The sequence below is a fragment of the Streptomyces sp. ADI96-02 genome, assembly GCF_003846185.1.
Taxonomy (GTDB): Bacteria; Actinomycetota; Actinomycetes; order Streptomycetales; family Streptomycetaceae; genus Streptomyces.
In genome coordinates this window covers 770,282-789,224 of the sequence record NZ_ML123034.1, presented here as the reverse complement: position 1 = coordinate 789,224, position 18,943 = coordinate 770,282, and the positions used below count along the sequence as shown (strand labels likewise).

13 protein-coding genes and 1 pseudogene are annotated in these 18,943 nt (G+C 74.8%); 8 read left to right on the top strand and 6 right to left on the bottom strand.

Annotated features, from left to right (window positions below; all coding sequences use genetic code 11):
• The first annotated feature begins 322 nt into the window (after positions 1 to 322).
• Positions 323 to 1,090 (top strand): polyprenol monophosphomannose synthase, encoded by a 768-nt coding sequence (locus EES43_RS03395; protein WP_124267285.1) that lies wholly within the window; start codon positions 323 to 325, stop codon positions 1,088 to 1,090.
• 102 nt (positions 1,091 to 1,192) lie between these two features.
• Entirely contained in the window at positions 1,193 to 1,804 is a 612-nt protein-coding gene (fxsA, locus tag EES43_RS03390; protein ID WP_124267284.1) for an FxsA family membrane protein, read from the top strand.
• Between the two features lie 21 nt (positions 1,805 to 1,825).
• On the opposite strand, the pseudogene EES43_RS03385 reads toward fxsA, so the two are convergent.
• The 4 genes and pseudogenes from EES43_RS03385 to EES43_RS03370 form a co-directional block, all read right to left on the bottom strand.
• Positions 1,826 to 2,179, bottom strand: a pseudogene (locus EES43_RS03385) (RNA polymerase-binding protein RbpA); the annotation flags it as partial.
• Between the two features lie 265 nt (positions 2,180 to 2,444).
• A complete protein-coding gene (locus EES43_RS03380; protein WP_124267283.1) occupies positions 2,445 to 3,818 on the bottom strand; it encodes an MFS transporter in 1,374 nt (457 codons plus the stop codon).
• A 46-nt stretch (positions 3,819 to 3,864) separates the two neighbouring features.
• Complete coding sequence (locus EES43_RS03375; protein WP_124267282.1) at positions 3,865 to 4,629, bottom strand: glycerophosphodiester phosphodiesterase family protein; 765 nt, start codon at positions 4,627 to 4,629, stop codon at positions 3,865 to 3,867.
• On the bottom strand, positions 4,626 to 5,330 hold the full coding sequence (locus tag EES43_RS03370) for a membrane protein YczE (protein WP_124267281.1): 705 nt from the start codon (positions 5,328 to 5,330) through the stop codon (positions 4,626 to 4,628). The genes EES43_RS03375 and EES43_RS03370 overlap by 4 nt, the downstream gene beginning before the upstream one ends.
• 102 nt (positions 5,331 to 5,432) lie before the next feature.
• Between EES43_RS03370 and EES43_RS03365 the strand changes: the two genes are divergently transcribed.
• Entirely contained in the window at positions 5,433 to 6,929 is a 1,497-nt protein-coding gene (locus EES43_RS03365; RefSeq protein ID WP_124267280.1) for an SCO1417 family PLP biosynthesis transcription factor, read from the top strand.
• A 61-nt stretch (positions 6,930 to 6,990) separates the two neighbouring features.
• Here EES43_RS03365 and EES43_RS03360 read toward each other — a convergent pair whose 3' ends face one another.
• Both EES43_RS03360 and EES43_RS03355 read right to left on the bottom strand, forming a co-directional pair.
• Positions 6,991 to 8,625 carry a hypothetical protein gene (locus EES43_RS03360; RefSeq protein WP_124267279.1) on the bottom strand — a complete coding sequence of 545 codons (1,635 nt, stop codon included), beginning with the start codon at positions 8,623 to 8,625 and terminating at the stop codon, positions 6,991 to 6,993.
• A gap of 73 nt (positions 8,626 to 8,698) precedes the next feature.
• Positions 8,699 to 8,893 (bottom strand): hypothetical protein, encoded by a 195-nt coding sequence (locus tag EES43_RS03355; RefSeq protein ID WP_003970432.1) that lies wholly within the window; start codon positions 8,891 to 8,893, stop codon positions 8,699 to 8,701.
• 323 nt (positions 8,894 to 9,216) lie between these two features.
• On the opposite strand from EES43_RS03355, the gene EES43_RS03350 reads away from it, so the two are divergent.
• The 5 genes from EES43_RS03350 to EES43_RS03325 all read left to right on the top strand — a co-directional run bounded on the left by EES43_RS03350 (position 9,217) and on the right by EES43_RS03325 (position 18,882).
• Entirely contained in the window at positions 9,217 to 9,609 is a 393-nt protein-coding gene (locus EES43_RS03350; RefSeq protein ID WP_124267278.1) for an ankyrin repeat domain-containing protein, read from the top strand.
• A gap of 289 nt (positions 9,610 to 9,898) precedes the next feature.
• On the top strand, positions 9,899 to 11,317 hold the full coding sequence (locus EES43_RS03340) for a HEAT repeat domain-containing protein (protein WP_124267276.1): 1,419 nt from the start codon (positions 9,899 to 9,901) through the stop codon (positions 11,315 to 11,317).
• Between the two features lie 249 nt (positions 11,318 to 11,566).
• A complete protein-coding gene (locus EES43_RS03335) occupies positions 11,567 to 13,096 on the top strand; it encodes a hypothetical protein (RefSeq protein ID WP_124267275.1) in 1,530 nt (509 codons plus the stop codon).
• 55 nt (positions 13,097 to 13,151) lie between these two features.
• Positions 13,152 to 14,063: a hypothetical protein gene (locus EES43_RS03330; protein WP_124267274.1), complete on the top strand. Its 912-nt coding sequence runs from the start codon at positions 13,152 to 13,154 to the stop codon at positions 14,061 to 14,063.
• Positions 14,064 to 14,115: 52 nt separating this feature from the next.
• Positions 14,116 to 18,882, top strand: a complete 4,767-nt coding sequence (locus EES43_RS03325) for a hypothetical protein (RefSeq protein ID WP_124267273.1) — start codon at positions 14,116 to 14,118, stop codon at positions 18,880 to 18,882.
• Positions 18,883 to 18,943: the final 61 nt, after the last annotated feature.

The window sequence follows — 18,943 nt, the reverse complement described above, 5'->3', positions numbered from 1 at the left end:
GTGCCGCACCGGCTCACCACCGCTGACAGCCAGGTTCAGCGCCCGCGGCTCGGGGGCGAGGGAAGGTTTCAGCCGGACGGAGGGTGCGACCCGGGTGGGGCCCGGACGTTCAGTAGACAACGGCTCTCGGTCGACCCGCAGCCAGCGGGTCCCAGGTCGGCCCGAAGGGCGCCGGGCCCCGATCCGCAGTTCCGTCCGTCCATCTGTCCGCAGTTCCGTCGATCTGCCCGGACCGGCTCACCCGCACGTGTGACCGCGTCGGACGCCGGGGCCCGCGCGGTCGATATGGTGTCCCCCTGTGTACGGACTTTAAGGGGCAGCAGTGAACGACGGCGGTCAGAGGCGGTTCGGCCCGCTCGGCAAGGTCCTGGTGATCATTCCGACCTACAACGAGGTCGAGAACATCAGGCCGATCGTCGACCGGGTACGCACCGCGGTGCCGGACGCCGACATCCTGGTGGCCGACGACAACAGCCCCGACGGCACCGGCAAGGCGGCCGACGAGATCGCGGCGGCCGACGACCAGGTGCACGTCCTGCACCGCAAGGGCAAGGAAGGGCTCGGCGCCGCCTACCTCGCGGGCTTCGCCTGGGGCTCCGAGCACGGCTACGGCGTACTCGTCGAGATGGACGCCGACGGCTCCCACCAGCCCGAGGAACTGCCCCGCCTGCTCACCGCCCTCAAGGGCGCCGACCTGGTCCTGGGATCGCGCTGGGTGCCGGGCGGACGCGTCGTCAACTGGCCCAAGAGCCGCGAGGTGATCTCCCGCGGCGGCAGCCTCTACTCCCGCCTGGCGCTCGGCCTCTCGGTCCGCGACGTGACCGGCGGCTACCGGGCCTTCCGCACGGAGACGCTCAAGGGCCTCGGGCTCGACGAGGTCGCCTCGCAGGGGTACTGCTTCCAGGTCGACCTCGCCCGCCGTTCCGTCGAGTCGGGCTACCACGTCGTCGAGGTCCCCATCACCTTCGTGGACCGCGAGATCGGCGACTCGAAGATGAGCCGCGACATCCTCGTCGAGGCTCTGTGGCGGGTCACCGGCTGGGGCATCACCTCCCGCGCGAACAAGGTCCTCGGCCGCAGGAGCCCGTGACCCGGTCGCCCGGTGCTCCGGCGGAAGGCCCGCAGGCCACCGGAGCCGGTCCATGATCACCCCGTCACGCCGCTTCCGCCGCCGTACGGGCACACTGGGGGTATGACGACCGGCACCGAGCCCCCGAACCGCCCCCGGCGCTCCCGCGCCCGCAGATTCGTGCCCCTGGCCCTCGCGGCCTGGCTGGTGCTGGAGATCTGGCTCCTGATCATGGTCGCCTCGGCGGCGGGCGGCCTGACCGTCCTGCTGATCCTGGTGGCCGGAGCCGTCCTCGGCACCGCGGTCATCAAGCGGGCCGGGCGGCGCGCCTTCCGGAACCTGACCGAGACGCTCCAGCAGATGCCGGGGCAGCCCGGCGCGGCCGAGGCCCCGCCGACCGCCGCCCCCGCCGGCAGCAGGGGCAACGGGATGCTCATGCTGGGCGGACTGCTCCTCCTGATCCCCGGCCTGATCTCCGACGCGGCCGGCCTGCTCCTGCTGATCCCCCCGGTACGCACCATGATCAGCCGCGCCGCGGAGCGCTCGCTGGAGCGACGGATGCGTGCCGCGTCCGGGGCGGCGCCCGGCTCCCTCTCCGACGCCTTCCAGCAGGCCCGCATGCGCCGGCCGGACGGAAAGGTGGTCCAGGGCGAGGTCATCCGCCAGGACGGCGACCGGGCCGACGGCCGTTCCGAGGACGACCCTCCCGGCCCCCGCCCTCCGCTGACCCCCTGACACCCGGCCGGACGCACAGAGCCGCGGGTGTACGGCGATGTTCATGGCTCCGGAGCGCAGAACCGCCAGCCTCTCGGCCAGCACCTCCTCCAGCTCCTCGCGGGTGCGCCGCTCCATGAGCATGTCCCAGTGCGTGCGCGCCGGCTTGCCCTTCTTCTCCTCGGGGCCGTCCCCGTCCACCAGGAGTGCCTGGGCGCCGCACGCCTTGCACTCCCACTCCGGCGGAATTTCCGCCTCCACCGAGAACGGCATCTCGAATCGATGTCCGTTCTGGCATGCGTACTCCACCGCCTGGCGTGGGGCCAGATCGATGCCGCGGTCCGTCTCGTAGCTGGTAACCACAAGTCGCGTGCCGCGGAGAGCTCGCTCACTCATGAATCGTGCCTCCCGGGCTTGTCGCCCACAGGACAAAATGTCGCTGTCGTCGTCATCCGGTCAACGTCCGGTCGGCGGTAAAGATTCCCGTTGCCGGTCATGCGTCGCCCGTCGTGCCGCTGCTTTGTCTGGGTTGAATACCCACCGATGCCCGGTTTGTCACCTCTGGTGGACGTTCTCACCAACGGTTGAGCTGCTTCCACTCGCAGTAAGGAATCCTCCGGGCAGGCCAAAGACGTATACTACCGGCCTTTGACTTCAACGTCTAAATCCGCTGCGGCACGGGGTTGCCGGCGGCCTCCACCGCACGCCGGACCGGGACCCGTGCGAGCAGCACCGCGCCGAGCGCGAAGAACACGATCAGCGAGATGATCGCCTCCCGGTAGCTGCCCGTCAACTGGTACGCCAGACCGAACACCAGCGGCCCCAGCCAGCTCAGTCCGCGGTCGCTCATCTCGTACGCCGAGAAGTACTCCGCCTCCTTGCCCCGCGGCACCAGATGCGAGAACAGCGAGCGCGACAGCGCCTGGCTGCCGCCCAGCACCAGCCCGATGGCGGCGGCGAGCACGTAGAAGAAGACGGGCGCCCCGGCGGGCAGCAGGTAGGCCGCGATCAGGATCAGCGTCCAGACGACCAGCGAGGCCAGGATCGTGGGCTTCGCGCCGTACGTCCGGGCGAGCCGCCCCATGCCGAGCGCGCCGGCCACCGCCAGGATCTGCACCAGCAGCACCGCCGTGATCAGCGTCGTCTGGTCCAGCCCCAGCTCCTGCGAGCCGTACAGCGAGGCCTGCGAGATCACCGTCTGGACCCCGTCGTTGTAGACGAGGTAGGCGAGGAGGAAGGAGAGCGTCAGCGGATGGCGGCGCATGTCGCGCAGCGTCGCCAGCAACTGCTTCCAGCCCGATCCGACCGCGCCCCCGCCGCCCGGCTCCACCCGGCGGTCGCGCAGCCGCCGCAGTGGCACGAGCGTGAACGCGCCCCACCACACACCGGCCGAGGCCAGGCAGATCCGCACCGCGTCGGACTCCGCCAGCCCGAACGACTCGTGGCCCGTGTACAGGATGAGGTTGAGGACCAGCACCAGCGCGCCCGAGGTGTAGCCGAAGGCCCAGCCGCGCGAGGAGACCGCGTCCCGCTCCTCCGGGCCGGCGATCTGCGGCAGATAGGCGTTGTAGAGCACCATCGACACGGAGATCGACGCGTTCGCCACGATCAGCAGGAACGCGCCCAGCAGATAGCGGTGCCCGTCCAGGAAGAACATCCCCGCCGTCGCCGCCGCCCCCGTGTACGCGGCTGCCGCCAGCAGCGGCTTCTTGCGGCCCGTGCGGTCCGCCGCCGCCCCCACGACCGGCATCAGGATCACCGCCGCCACCACGGACGCCGATACGGAGTACGCGAACAGCGAGCCCGCGCGCACGGGTATGCCCAGCGGGTGCACGTAACCGTCCGGCCCGGCGGCGGCCTGGGCGATCGACGTCAGGTAGGGGCCGAGGAAGACCGTCAGCACGCTGGTGGAGTAGACGGAGCAGGCGAAGTCGTAGAAGTACCAGCCGCGCTGCTCCCGCTTGCGGGCCGCCGCCGACCGGTCGTCCTCCGGCCGGCCGGCCGGATCGGCCGTCCCTGTGGTCCCGGTGCTCAACCCGCGCCCCCTCGGTCGTCCCCTGCGGACGCGGACGGGCACGGCGTCAGGCCCATGCCCCCCGCTCGCTCAGCACCGTACGCAGCGTCTCGATGTGATCGGTCATGATGCCATCCACGCCGAGGTCCAGAAGTGCCGCCATCCGGTCCGGCTCGTTGACGGTCCAGACGTGCACCTGGAGTCCGAGGGCGTGAGCCGTGCGGACGAACCGCCCGTCGACCACCCGGATCCCGCTCTGCCTCTCCGGGACCTGCGCGCACACCGCCCCGGCCCGCAGCGGCGCCGGAATCCCGTACGAGCGGGCCCGCAGCGCCAGCACCCCGCGCACCCCGTACGAGGTGGCCAGGCGCGGCCCGGCCAGGCGGTGCGCGCGGGCGACCCGGGCCTCGGAGAAGGAGCCGACGCAGACCCGGTCCCAGGCGTCGGCACGGCGGATCAGCTCCAGCAGAGGGATCAGCGCCGACTCCGCCTTGAGGTCCACGTTCCAGCGGGCCGCCGGAAACTCCTCCAGCAACTCCTCGAACAGCGGAAGCGGTTCGCGGCCCGCCACCCGGGCCCGGCGCACCTCGCTCCACGGCAGGGCGTCGATCCTGCCCCGTGCGTCGGTGACCCGGTCCAGGGTCGCGTCGTGGAAGGCGACCAGCCGGCCGTCCGCCGTGGTGTGCACATCGGTCTCGAAGTAGCGGTAGCCCGCCGCGGCGGCCCGGCGGAAGGCCGACGCGGTGTTCTCCACGCCGTCCGCCGCCCCGCCGCGGTGGGCGAAGGCGATCGGCGCCGGATGGTCGAGATAGGGGTGACGGCTCGGGTTCACTGCGGCAGTATGGCCTGCCCGGACGCCGGGGCGGCAACGGGGCCGGAACCGGCGGACGGCGCTCCGCCCGCCACGGGGGCGGCGGCCCCGCCCCGCGCGGGGAGCGCGAACAGCCGCAGGGACAGCTGGGCCAGCGGGCCTATCGCCAAGGCGTACAGCACCGTGCCCACGCCCACGGAGCCGCCCAGCGCGAAACCGGTCGCCACCACGGCCACCTCCAGCGCGGTGCGCACCAGCCGCACCGACCGGCCGGTGACCCGGTGCAGCCCGGTCATCAGGCCGTCACGGGGGCCGGGGCCGAAGCGGGCCGTGATGTAGAGCCCGGTCGCCAGACCGTTCAGCACGACGCCCACGGCCATCGCGGGAATCCGCAGCCCGAGCCCGTCGAGGTCGCCGACGAGCGCGAGCGTCCCGTCCATCGCCAGGCCGACCACGAACACGTTCGACACGGTGCCCAGCCCGGGGCGCTGCCGCATCGGTATCCACAGCAGCAGCACGACCGCGCCGACGGCGATCGAGACGACCCCGATCGAGACGCCGGTCCGCTCCGCGAGGCCCTGGTGCAGCACGCCCCACGGCTCCAGACCCAGCTCCGCCCGCACCAGGAGCGCCGCGCTCGCCCCGTACAGCGTCAGGCCGGCGTACAGCTGGACCAGCCGTCGGGTGAGGTGGGTGGAGCCGTCGGCGGTGGTCCTGGACATGAGGTGCCCCCTGCTGTGGTGATAGTGGACTGCTGCGTGTCACCCTGTGGCAGGGGATCGGCCACCAACCATGGCCAATTCGAGGAAGGTGGACTGATTTCGATGGCTCAGTGGACTTCGACGGTAGGGGCGGCCCAGCTCGCCCGGCAACTCCGCGCCCAGCAGAGCCGCCCGACGGGCCCCGGCGGCCGGAAGCCGCCCGCCTACCGGGCCCTCGCCGACGGGGTACGCCTGCTCGTGCTGGAGGGCCGGGTCCCGGTCGCCGCCCGACTGCCCGCCGAACGCGAACTGGCCCTCGCGCTCTCCGTCAGCCGCACCACCGTCGCCGCCGCCTACGAGGCCCTGCGGGCCGAGGGCTTCCTGGAGTCGCGGCGCGGGGCGGGCAGCTGGACCGCCGTGCCGGCCGGCAACCCGCTGCCCGCGCGAGGCCTGGAACCGCTGCCGCCGGAATCGCTCGGCTCGATGATCGACCTGGGCTGCGCCTCGCTGCCCGCACCGGAACCCTGGCTCACCCGCGCCGTGCGGGGCGCGCTGGACGAACTGCCGCCGTACGCCCACACGCACGGCGACTACCCGGCCGGACTGCCCGCGCTGCGGCAGACGATCGCCGACCGCTACACCGCGCTCGGCGTCCCGACCATGCCGGAGCAGATCATGGTCACCACCGGGGCGATGGGCGCCATCGACGCGATCTGCCACCTCTTCGCGGGCCGCGGCGAGCGGATCGCCGTCGAGTCCCCCAGTTACGCCAACATCCTCCAGCTGATGCGCGAGACCGGGGCCCGCCTGGTCCCGGTCGCGATGGGTGAGGGCCTCCGGGGCTGGGACATGAACCGGTGGCGGCAGGTCCTGCGGGACGCCGCGCCCCGGCTCGCCTACGTGGTGGCCGACTTCCACAACCCGACCGGCGCGCTCGCCGACGAGCAGCAGCGCCGGGACCTGGTGGACGCGGCCCGGTCCGCCGGCACGGTGCTGGTCGTCGACGAGACGATGAACGAGCTGCGCCTGGACCCCGTCGCCATGCCGCGCCGGGTCTGCGCCTTCGACCCGGCCGGGAGCACGGTGCTGACCGTGGGTTCGGCCAGCAAGGCGTTCTGGGCCGGCATGCGGATCGGCTGGGTGCGGGCCGCGCCGGACGTGGTGCGCAGCCTGGTGGCGGCCCGCGCCTACGCGGACATGGGCACCCCGGTCCTGGAACAGCTCGCGATCAACTGGCTGATGGGCACGGGCGGCTGGGAGGAGGCGGTTCAGGTGCGGCGGGAGCAGGCGCGGGAGAACCGCGACGCCCTGGTCGCGGCGGTGCGCCGCGAGCTGCCGGACTGGGAGTTCGCGGTGCCGCGGGGCGGGCTGACGCTCTGGGTGCGCACCGGCGGACTCTCCGGCTCGCGGCTGGCCGTGGCGGGGGAGCGGGTCGGCGTCCGGGTGCCGTCGGGCCCCCGGTTCGGGGTGGACGGGGCCTTCGAGGGATACGTGCGGCTGCCGTTCACCGTCGGCGGGCCGGTGGCCGAGGAGGCGGCGGTGCGGCTGGCCGCGGCCGTCGACCTCGTGCGGTCGGGAGCGGGCGCCGGGGCCGACGCGCCCCGCAGTTTCGTGGCCTGAGCGCCGTACGGCGGCGGCCGGGCGCGCGGGGAGCCGCCCGCCCGGCGGGACGGTGGACCGGTCAGCCCTCGGCGGCGGCCGGCTGCGCGTGGGCCGGCGGCTCGGCCGGCCGGACGGGCGGCAGCGCCGCCACGGGGACCTGCTCCGTCGCGCCGTCGTCCGCCCGGTGGCCGGAGGCCCCCGCGGCGGTGCTGTCCCGCTCCGGCAGCAGGTCGAGCACCGCCTGCCGGTGCGCCTGGCTGGTGGCGTCGTCGTACGGGTCCGGGGTGGCCGGGACCTGGAGCCGCAGCACCGGGCCGGTGCCCAGGCGCGCGTAGCCCCGGCCCGCCGGCATCTCCGGCGGCGGCGTGGTGTGCGGTTCGGCGCCGAGGACGGCGGCGATCTGCTCGCGGGAGGCCGGGCCGAGGACCGCACGGGCGCGGGTGTGGGTCCGCACGGTCTCGGTCAGCGTCTCCAGGGCGTCGAACTGATCGGCCAGGACGACGGTGACGCCGGCCGCCCGGCCGTGCCGCAGCGGCACCTGGAGCAGGTCGCGCGGGTCGGGCCTGCCGTCGGCCGCGGCGAGGTGGCCGAGGGCCGCCGGGCGGTCCAGCAGGATCCAGAGCGGTCGTCCGATGTCGTCGGGGAGCGGATGGCCCGCCTGCCGGGCGCGGTTGGCGGCGATGAGCCGGCGCTCCGTCTCGTGCGCGGCCCACTCCAGGGTGGCCAGCGCGCCGGTCAGGCCGGACTCGACGGCGAGGACGCCCCGGCGTCCGGCCAGGGCCGCGTACTCGCCGGTGCCGCTGCCGTCGACGACCACGACGTCCCCGTGCTGGAGGGACTGCAGGGCGATGGAGCGGACCAGGGTGGTGAGTCCGGCGCCCGGATGCCCGACGGCCAGCAGGTGCGGCTCGGTGGAGCGGGCGCCGGTCCGCCAGACGACGGGGGAGGCGTCCGCGGTCGCGTCGCCGTCCACCACGGGCACCGTGCGCCGTACCGCGTCCGGATCGGTGAAGCCCAGGACCGTCTCGCCGGGGGCCGTGACGAAGCGCTGGGCGGCGATCGAGGCCGGCAGCGCCTCCAGCACCGTCATCACGAGCCGGTTGGCCTCCTCGTCCCAGTCGAAGCGGTACTCGCGTCCGCGCCCCGACTTGGCGTGCAGCACCTGCTCGACACGGGAGCGGGCGGCGGCCTCGCCGTCGGTGAAGTACGGCGGGTAGGAGATCCCCAGGCGGCTGATCCGCCCGTCGCCGTCGAACGCGTACGCGTCGAAGGGTTTGTCCCAGTCTCCGCCGTGGGAGAACAGCGGGCCGGGGTCGTCGGGCACCGAGAAGTACGGCACGAGCGCCTCGTACAGGGCGCGCAGCCGTGCGGACTCGGCCTCGTCGGGGCCGGTCTTCGCCGGGGTCCGCTCCCTCCCCCTCCATGCGGCGGCGCCCATCACCGTGACCAGGGCCAGGATGGTCCCGTAGGGGATGAGCGCCAGAACCAGCACGCAGGCGGCGGCGAGGAACAGCTTGGGACCGCGCCGTTCCCTGGGCGTCGCGGCCCACCTGCGCCGGCCGGACACGGCCAGCAGCCGCAGACCACGCACGATCGTGATCAGCGGATGGAGCACGTCGGTGGCGTTGTCGGCGGTCGTGCGCGCGATCTCTCTGCCGCGAGTGATCGAAACGCTGCCGCTGCTCAGAATGCGGGGGAGTGGTCGCCGGGCCACGTCTGTCTCCTGAAGGGGTGGAACCTGAAGGGGCGGAAGCGGGTCGTGAAGGGGCGGAAGCGGTCGTGGAGCGTCAGAACTTGATCCCGCCCAGCAGTCCGGCGAGGCTCGCCCCGCCGGCCGTGATGCTCGGCGCGATGGCGGTGCCGGCCAGGTAGAAGCCGAACAGGGCGCACACGATGGCGTGCGAGGCCTTGAGCCCGTCCTTCTTGAAGAACAGGAAGACGACGATGGCGAGCAGTACCACGCCCGAGATGGAAAGGATCATGAGCGGTTCTCCTGGTTGAGGGGGACGGTCACCATGAGTCCTTCCAGGATCACAGGAAGTATCTATACGATTAAAGGTGCGAAAGGGTGAAAGGATCATATTTTCACCTGACCGGCGGAGCGAATCGCGCCGCCGGGAGCGGTATCGCGCCGTCCCTGCGCGGCGGGACCGCCCGCGGTGATCCCTTGCCGCCCGCGGCCCGGCCCATGTCGGTCCCGGAGCAGTACCCTGTCGATTCACCCGTACGGCCCGAGCCGTACTCCGTGCCAGGTCAACAGCGGCGGCACCCGCCGCCGAAGCAGTCAAGGAAGGCGGTCCGTCCGATGAGCGAAACCCCCGATCCCGAGGTGGTCGAGCTGGCGACCAAGGTCTACGACCTGGCCCGCACCGGGGACACGGCGGCGCTCGCCGCCTACGTCGACGCGGGCGTCCCCGTGAACCTCACCAACGACCACGGCCACACCCTGCTGATGCTCGCCGCCTACCACGGGCACGCCGAGGCGGTCACCGCCCTCGTCGCCCGCGGCGCCGACCCCGACCGGGCCAACGACCGCGGCCAGACCCCGCTGGCCGGAGCCGTCTTCAAGGGCGAGGACGCCGTCATCGACGCCCTGCTGGCCGCGGGCGCCGACCCGGCCGCCGGAACGCCGTCCGCACGGGACACCGCCCGGATGTTCGGCAAGACCGCCCTGCTGGAACGCTTCGGTGCCCGCTGAGGCGGCGACGGGCGCGCTCGGGGGCGCGTCCGCGGTGCGGTCCGGTGACCGGTCCGTCGTAAATGTGGTCGCGGTGGCGAAATGGCTGGGTCATCATGACGTCGCGGGCCCGCCCAGGGCCACCGACGAGAGGCAGAGGAAGATGCGCTACACCAGGCGGAAGACGGCGGTCGGCCGATCATGTCACTGCGCGGCGTAGAGGTGTCCCCCGGACACCTCCCCGTGCCCTCGGGCGCGGGGCACTGCACAGTCCCGGTTGCGTCGACAGCTTGATGTGAGGCCTTCTTCCATGTTCGATCCGTTCATAGCGCCGAGCGGCACCCTGCTCGGCCTGCTGCAGAGGGGCCGCGGCGACGGCACGCTCCACGCGCTCGCCGCACCGCGCCCCGAGGCCCTGGCGGCCCTCAACCACTGCGTCGTGAGCGATCCCCGTCACGACTGGCAGGTGGAGAACCGCTCCCTCTACTACGCGCGCCTCTACCTCGACCTCGACGGCGGCGTCGAAGAGATCGAGCGGCACCTCTTCGACCCTGACGACCTGGTCGACACCGACGACACGCGCACCGGGCTGGCGCTCTCCGTCCTGGGCCACCTCGCCTCGTACGGGCGCGGCGACGCCCTGGCCCTGCTCCGCCGCTACGCGGCCGGCGGAGCCAACTGGGCGTGGGCGCTGGACGAGCTCGCCCTGCGCGACGACGACGCCGGTCTGCGCTCCCTCGCCCTGCCCGTCCTCGGCCGCTTCCCCTCCACCGCCGAGGGCGGCGCCGAACTCGCCGCCGCCGTCCGGGACTCCTTCGAACCCCGGCCCTGGCGGCTGTGGGCGGACGATCCGCGCGAGGCGGTCGGGGCCCGCGTGCGGGCGGCCACCGAGCAGGGTTCGTTCGACCGATGGCAGCGCCAGATGCGACCCGGAGGTCCCCGCCCCGGCTGGAGCGTCCAGGCCGTCTTCGACTGGGCCCAGCAGGCACTGGAACGCGGCAGCGAACTGCACGTGCCCGCCGCCCGCTGCCTCGCCGCCGTCGCCGGCCCCGACGACCGCCCCGCCATCCTCGAAGCAGCCCGCGGCGGACCGGAGGGCGCCCGCTGCGCCGCGCTGCACTACCTCGCCGAGGCGGCCGACCCAGCCGTCCTCGACCTCGTCGAAGCCGCGGCCCTCAGCCCCGTCCGCACCGTCGCCGACGCGGCCGTCGCCGCCTTCGAGCGGATGGCCGGCGGCGACGCCGTCGAGCGCGCCCGGCGCTGGGCCCGCCGCCCGGACGCCCTCGGCGCCTCCGCCGCCGGAATCCTCGCCCGTCGCGGGGCCGCCCAGGACGCTCCCCATGTCCTCGGCGCACTCCGCGAAGCCGTACGCGGCGAAGGCCCCGACACCCCGACGCTGTGGACGCTCGTCGACGGCGCCGGACGCCTCGGCATCGACTGCGCCGCACCCGTGCTGCGCCACGTCTACCGCGAGACGTCGTCCTCGCACCTGCGCGGCCGGGCCGCCCGCGCCCTGGCCGCCACCGATCCCTCCTTCCCGACCGGATTCGCGGTCGAATGCCTCTGGGACTGCGAGGAGACCACCCGCGAGGTGGCCGCCCTCCACGCGGAGACCGGCGACATCCGCGTGGCCGAACGGCTGCGCCGCCTCGCGGCCGACCCGGCCGAGGAGGCCGAGGTGCAGACCGCCGTACGCAGCCGGATCGGGCCGGACGCCCCCGCCGTCTGACGCCGGGGCGGCGGGAGGGCCGTCGGCGGACGCGTCCTGCGGGCCCGGCCCGCAGGACGCGCACTCACCGGATACCCGTCGCGCCCGGAGGCGCCCCCGCCGGGCACCCGGCCCGGCCGGACCCGACGGCCGCTCACCCCGTAGGCTTCCCCCCGGACTCCGCGCCCGCGCGGGGTGCGGGACGGCCCGGCACCGGTCGCATTAGCGCCGTTTCGACCGTTGTCGGTGCGAGGACCTAATCTGTCCCACGTGACTTCGCCTGCCTACACCGAAACCGCTGCGCCGCAGCTCAGCGGGGGCCCGCGGCCCGCCCCGGGCCCCGCCGCCGACGAGGGGCTCTCCCGCCGGCTGCGCGCGCTCGCGTGCACGGCGCCGCTGCACGACCTCGACGTGCGCAAGGCGAACCTGGCCGGCGAGTACACCGTCTACGCCATGGCCGAAGTCGCCCTCGCGGCCATCGACCACGTCACGCTCAACATGGACTTCGACACCGGCGCCGACCACGAGCAGATAGTGGCCAGACTGCTGCCCCGGGTCGGCGCCCAGGCCCCGGACCGCCCCGTCGCCGAACACGAACGCGTCGCCCGCTGGGTCCTGGAGAACCTGATCAACGTCGGCAGCGTCGACCGCGGCTTCCGGGCCGTCTACGGCACCTTCGGACCCGACGGCGTCTACGTACGCCGGGACTACGACTTCAAGCTGATCGAGGAGGTCCCGGGATACGGCGGCAGCGTCTACCTCCGCGCCACCGACGAAGCGGTCAACGTCCTGGTCGGCGCACTGGACACCGACGTCACCAGCGCCCAGATCGCCGCCGAGGTCAAGCTGGAGGTCCTGATCAGCCGCGGCCGGCTCGCCGACGCCCAACTCGCCGCCGAACAGGCCCGCTACCGCACCGTGCAGTACGCCGAGACGCTGCGCCGCACCCTGGAGGCCACCCGGCGCAACGTGCGCGCCGTCGACTGGCTCAACACCGTCCCCGACATGATCGCCGAAGCACTCGACCACGTAGCCGACCGCTACCGCCACGAGAACGCGATCCTCACCAACATCCGCAAGGCCCGCGACGAGGCCGAGGACCCCGAGCACAAGCGCCGCGCCGCCGAGCTCGTCGACATCGTCAAGGACTGCATCCGCCGCCACACCCAGCTCCAGTCCCGGCTGCTGGAGGCCGGGCCGCTCTTCCGCGCCGAACAGGACCGGCAGGCGTTCGCCGCCCCGGCCGCCCGCACCGGGCTCGACCTCTACGGCCAACTCCTCGCCCCGCTCCTGCCGCTGCCCGTCGAGCAGTCCCTGCGCGCCACCGACGCCTTCTTCGCCCGCGGCACCGGACTGCGCACACCCACCGCCGTCCGCGTCGCCGACCTGGTCGACCTGCTGCTCACCCCGCCCCTGGAGCGCGAGCACCTGGGCGCCGAGATGCCCGAGCCCGACCTCATCGCCACCCCGGACGACAGCCGGTTCAGCGAGGACCAACTGGCCCGTGCGACGGCCCTGCTCGACCTGGAGCACGACGCGCCCCGCCGGCTCTCCGGACTGCTCGCCGAGGCCCGCGGCACCGGCGACGCCGACCTCGCCTACCTCGTCGCGCTCCTCGCCGTCCACGCCGCCAGCCCGCCGGTCGGCACCGCCTACCGGCAGGGCGAACGCCGCCTGCTGTTCGCGGTCGACGACGGCACGGAGCTCACGGACCCGGAGTTCGGCGGCGCGGACCTGATCGTCGGCACCGCCCTCCTGGACGCCGCCGGGATGGCCGCCGACCGCAAGGACGCCTCGTGACCGGACCCGCCCGCCCGCAGCACCCGCACACCTTCCGCACCGAGGAGTCCCAGCCGTGAGCGACCACGACGCCGAGCACCACGACGCGTGGGCCGAACCCCCGACCGCGTACGCCGCGGACTCCGCCGAGCCGCCCGGCCCGTCGCCCGTCACCCCGGCCGACGCCGCCGACGCCGCCCGGCTGGTCTCCTTCGGGCTCCAGCCCAAGCTGGTGCCCGCCCGCGACGCCGAGTACGCCGAACTGCTCCGCCGCTACCGGGAGGAGAGCGCCTTCGCCCGCCTCGCCGACGCCGTCGCCACCGGGCTCGGCCTCATCGTCCTGGAGGTCTCGCCGCGCGCCGGGATGGCCGTCACCGCGGGCGAGGACTCCGTCTTCGCCGTCCGCATGGGCGACTACGCCCGCCGCGCCTCCTCCGACGCCGCCGACCGCTTCCTGCACGGCCTCGCCCACCTCGCCGTCGCCGCCCTGGCCTTCCCGCGCCCCGAGGACCTCGCCGACGACGCCTACATCGGCCGCATCACCGTCAACGGCGTCGACGCCTTCGTACGCCAGACCTGCCGCCGCCTCGAGGAGCGCGCCGACGAGCAGGGCGACAACTCCGACCCGGCCACCGACGCGCCCGGCCTCGAAGCGGGCTGGCGGATCTACGCCCGGCGCAGCTCCACCGGCGCCACCAAGGACGCCCGGCGGCTCGCCGGCTCCACCACCGGCATCATCGGCAAGGCCGTCGCCTTCCTCACCGACTCCGGCTTCCTCCAGCGCACCGGCGACGACGCGGGCGGCGCCTACCGCACCACCGCCCGCTACCAGCTCCAGGTCCGCGACATGGCGGGCGGCGCCGCCATGGCCGAACTGCTGGAGCTGGGCGTGGTCCCCGTCACCGACGGCTCCGCCACCCTGCTGCCGCCGCCCGACCCCGACGACCCGGAGCTGGCCACCGACGCCGGCCTGCCCTTCCACGCCTGAGTCCCGAGCCCCACGCCGCCGCCCGCTCACCGAACGACGAGAGTCCGCCGCCATGTACGAGTTGTCCCGGGTCCGCCTCTACTCCATCGGACCTGCCGGTGCGCGCTACGCCGACACCGTCCTCGACCTGCGCGGCGTCGGCGCACCCGTCCCCGACCCCGCGCCCGCCCAGGCGGAGTTCTTCGAGGACGAACCGGTCGGACCGCCGCGCCGCCCGGCCCCCGCCGGCGTCCTCTTCCTGGAGAACGGCGGCGGCAAGTCCGTCCTGCTCAAGCTGATCTTCTCGGTGATGCTCCCCGGTCACCGCAACACCCTGGGCGGCGCCAGCTCCGGCGTGCTGCGCAAGTTCCTCCTCGCGGACGACTGCGGCCACGTCGCCCTGGAGTGGCAGCACACCCGCACCGGGGAATGCGTCGTCGTCGGCAAGGTCAGCGAATGGCGGGGCCGCCAGGTCTCCAACGACCCCCGCAAGTTCGCCGAGGCCTGGTACTCCTTCCGCCCCGGCCCCGGACTCAGCCTGGACAACCTCCCCGTCGCCGAGGCGTCCGCCGTCGGACGCCCCGCCGAAGGCGTCTCCGCGGCCCGCGGCAGACGCCGCACCATGAAGGGCTTCCGCGACGCCCTGATGGACGCCGGCAAGTTCTACCAGCACCTCGACGTGCACTGGGAGGAGATCCACGACCGCTGGAACGAACACCTCGGCGACCTCGGACTCGACCCCGAACTCTTCCGCTACCAGCGCGAGATGAACGCCGACGAGGGCGAGGCGGCCGGCCTCTTCGCCGTCAAGAAGGACTCCGACTTCACCGACCTGCTGCTGCGCGCCGTCACCGACACCCGCGACACCGACGGCCTCGCCGACCTGGTCAGCGGCTTCGGCAACAAACTGGGCCGCCGCGCCGAACTGACCGCCGAACGCGACTTCACCGCCGGCTCGGTCGACCTGCTCGGCCGCATCGTCGACGCCACCGCCGCCCGCGCCCGCACCCGGGACGTCCACGCCGCCGCCGAACGCCGCACCCGCACCCTCGCCCGCCGCCTCACCGCGCGCGCCGCCGGAGAACGCGGCCGTACCGGCGAACTCGCCGAGCGGGTCACGGCCGCCGCCCACAGCGTCACCGAAGCCGAGGCCGCACGGGGCCGCCGCGACCGCATCGCCGCCGAACTCGCCTTCCGCCACGCCTCCCTGGCGCTGGCCGCCGCCGAGAAGAGCGCCGCCGCCGGACGCCGCGAACTGGTCGAGGCCCGCACCCTGCACGCGGCCTGGCAGGCCGCCGAGGCCGTCCTGCGCCACCGCGCCGCCGCCGACCGCTCCGCCAGGGTCGCCGTCGCCATCCGCGAGGCGGAGCGCGACGCCGCCCCGGCCCTCGCCGCCCGTGCCACCGCCGCCGCCGACCTCGTACGGGCCCTGCACACCGCCGCCGAGGAGGGCGAGCGCGTCGCCAACGAGGAGGAGGAGCGCTCCGACACCCTCCAGGCCGCCGGCGAACGCGCCCACCGCGACGCCACCGTCGCCGCGACCGAGGCCCAGCGCGCCCGCAGCGAGGCCGGACACCTGCGCCAGCGCCTCGCCGAGGTCGAGCAGGAGACCGCCGAAGCCGTCCGGGCCGGCTGGCTCGACGACACCGCGCCCGACGCCGACCCGGCCCGCGCCGCCCTCGCCGCCAGCGACGCCGAGCAGTCCGCCGTCGCCGCCTGGGACACCGCCCGCGAAGCCACCCGCGGGACCGCCGACCGCGCCCGCGAAGCCGCCGCCGCCGAGAGCCGCGCCGAACTGGCCGCCGCCCGCGCCGCCGACGCCGCCGCGTCCGCCGGGCAGTCCCACGAGGCCGAGCTGCGGGCCGCCGAATCCATCGCCGCCGACCTCCGCCTCGCCGACCTCCTCGGCCTGCCCTCCGCCACCGGCGTCCCGCACCCGCGCCGGGAAGCCGCCGACCGGACGGCCGGACCGGCCCGGACCGGAGCGGACCGCGCCCGCGGCGGCGACGGCACGGCCGCCGAGCCCGCCCAGGACCGCGCGCCTGCCCTCCCCGACCAGCGCTCCCCGGCCCACCGGCCGCTGAGCGCCGAGGAGTTCGACCGCTCCGCCGACGAACTGCGCGACCTCCTCGACCACGCCGTCACCGCCGCCGAACGCCGCCTCTTCGACCTGCGCACCGCCGCCGCCGACGACGCCCGCATCCTCGGCGCCCTCGGCGAGGGCGGCCTGCTGCCTCCCGGCCCCGACGTGCTGGCCACCGTCGAGTACCTGGGCGAGCACGGCATCCCCGCCCTGCCCGGCTGGCGCTACCTGGCCCAGGCCGTGGACCCGGCCGACCACGCCGCCGTCCTCGCCGCCCGCCCGGAGCTCGTCGACGGCGTGGTCATCACCGACCCCGACGCCCACACCCGCGCCCGCGACGTCCTCGGCAGCGCCGCCCTGCTGCCCCGCTCGGCCGTCGCCGTCGGCACGGCCGCCGCCCTGCTGGCCCCCGTCCCCGACGCCGGCTCCGGATCCGGCGCCCAGGCCGACGGCGTCTTCCTCGTGCCGCCGAACCCGGCCATGCACGACGAACACGCCGCCGACGAGGAGCGCCACGCCCTGCGCAGCCGGGCCGCCGCCCGCGACGAGGACATCAGGTCCCTCGCCGCCCGGCTCTCCGGCGACCGCGCCCTGGCCGCCCGGATCGGCTCCTGGCGCGCCGACTGCCCGCCCGGCATGCTCGCCGAACTGGCCACGGCCGCCGCCACCGCCCGAACGGCGGCCGAGCACGCCGACGCCGTGCTGGCCGAGGCCCGCACGGCCCGCGCCGAGGCCGACGAGAGCGCAGCCGAGACCGCCCGCGTCCGCGACGAACGCCAGGAGGCCGCGCAGCGCGCCCGCCGCGTCGCCGACGCCCTCGCCGGGCTCGCCCACCGCCTGCGCGAGCGGTCGGGCTGGCAGGCGCGGCTGCGTGAACTGGTCGACGAGGCCGCCGAGTCCGAGTCCCGCGCCGCCGTCTGCCTCGACCTCGCCCGCGCCGCCGACGAGGACCGCAGGGCCGCCCAGCGCGCCGGCGACGACGCCCGCCGAACCGCCCGCGCCCTGCGCGCCGAACGCGCCGAGATCGCCGGCGTCCCGGAAGTCCTCCCGGAGCCCGAGGGAGCACGGTCCCGCACCGCGCTGCCCACCCTGCGCGAGGCGTACCGCGCCGCCTCCCAGCTGTACGAGAAGGTCGGCGTCGGCGCGGACCTGCGCGCCGAGCAGGCCCGCGCCGAGAGCGACGAGAGCGCCGCCCTGGCCGAGCTCGACCGCCTCACCAACAAGGTCCGGGTCCGCGCCGCCCAGCTCCTGGAGGGCACCGACGGGGCCGACGGCCCCTCCCGCCAGGCCGCCGCCGCCCGCGCCGAATCCCTCGTCCAGCTCCTGGAGACCAGGGCCTCGGCCGCCAGCGAGCAGCTCGGCCGTCTGCGCGGCGAAGCCGAACGGCTCGCGCCCGACGACGAGCGGGCCCGGCACACCGAGCTGCCCGACGAGCTCGTCCCCGCCGACGCCGAACAGGCCCAGGCCCTTCTGCGCACCGCCACCGCCGAACTGGCCTCCGCCACCGCGGCCCTGGACACCGCCCGCGCCGCCCACAGCGAACTGCTGCACGCCCACCGCACCGCCGAGGACTCCGCCGGCGGCTTCGACGAGACGGCCGCGCTCCTGCGCGACCTCCTGCGCGACCACGGCCCGGAGGAGGGCAGCGAGGAGCCCGAGCCGTACCCCGGCACGCTGGAGGAGGCCCGCCGCTCCGCCGCCGAGGCCCGCCGCTCCCTGCGCGGCTGCGGCGCAGACCTCTCGGCGGCCGAGAGCGCCGTACGGGAGGCGAGCGACGTACTCGTACGCCACGCCAACTCCACCCGGTACGAGCAGGTGCGCACGCCCGCCCGCCAGCAGATCCGCGAACTGCCGGCCTCGGCGCTGCCCGAACACGCCCGGAAGTGGGCCGACGCCTTCGCCCCGCGCCTGCGCGTGCTCACCGACGAACTGGTCCAGCTGGAGCGCAACCGCGATTCCATCGTCGACCGGCTGCGCGGCCTGGTCGAATCGGCCCTCACCACGCTGCGCTCCGCCCAGCGCCTGTCCCAGCTGCCGGAGGGCCTGGGGGAGTGGTCGGGGCAGGAGTTCCTGCGGATCCGCTTCGAGGAGCCCGACCAGGCCACCCTCACCGAACGCCTCGGCGAGGTCGTCGACGAGGCGACCCACGCCGCCCTCAAGAAGAACTCCGACCTGCGCAGGGACGGCATGTCGCTGCTGCTGCGGGGCGTCGAGGCGGCTCTGCGGCCCAAGGGCATCGCGGTCGAGATCCTCAAACCGGACGCCGTGCTCCGCGCCGAGCGCGTCCCGGTCGGGCAGATGGGCGACGTCTTCTCCGGCGGTCAGCTGCTCACCGCCGCGATCGCCCTGTACTGCACCATGGCGGCGCTGCGCAGCAACGACCGGGGCCGCGACCGGCACCGGCACGCCGGGACGCTGTTCCTGGACAACCCGATCGGCCGGGCCAACGCGACCTACCTGCTGGAGCTCCAGCGCGCGGTGTCGGACGCGCTGGGCGTGCAGCTGCTCTACACCACGGGGCTGTTCGACACGACGGCTCTCGCCGAGTTCCCGCTGGTCATCCGGTTGCGCAACGACGCGGACCTGAGGGCGGGCCTGAAGTACATCAGCGTGGAGGAGCACCTGCGTCCGGGGCTGCCGCAGCAGGACCCGGACGGAGAGACCGTCCACGGCGAGATCACGGCGACCCGCATGTTCAAGCGGAGCGAAGCGACCACCGCCGAGGGGCCGGGAGTGCCGGCGCGGCGCGGAGCGTAGGGGTCCCGAAGCGGCGAGGAGCCCGCCCCCGCCCCGGCGCTCCTCACCCCGGCGCTTCACC

Excerpts from the sequence above, each read along its gene's own strand:
- EES43_RS03340 (WP_124267276.1), top strand. The coding sequence starts at position 9,899 with ATGTTCGATCCGTTCATAGCGCCGAGCGGCACCCTGCTCGGCCTGCTG.
- EES43_RS03365 (WP_124267280.1), top strand. The coding sequence starts at position 5,433 with ATGGCTCAGTGGACTTCGACGGTAGGGGCGGCCCAGCTCGCCCGGCAA.
- EES43_RS03350 (WP_124267278.1), top strand. The coding sequence starts at position 9,217 with ATGAGCGAAACCCCCGATCCCGAGGTGGTCGAGCTGGCGACCAAGGTC.
- fxsA (WP_124267284.1), top strand. The coding sequence starts at position 1,193 with ATGACGACCGGCACCGAGCCCCCGAACCGCCCCCGGCGCTCCCGCGCC.
- EES43_RS03325 (WP_124267273.1), top strand. The coding sequence starts at position 14,116 with ATGTACGAGTTGTCCCGGGTCCGCCTCTACTCCATCGGACCTGCCGGT.
- EES43_RS03370 (WP_124267281.1), bottom strand. The coding sequence starts at position 5,330 with ATGTCCAGGACCACCGCCGACGGCTCCACCCACCTCACCCGACGGCTG.
- EES43_RS03355 (WP_003970432.1), bottom strand. The coding sequence starts at position 8,893 with ATGATCCTTTCCATCTCGGGCGTGGTACTGCTCGCCATCGTCGTCTTC.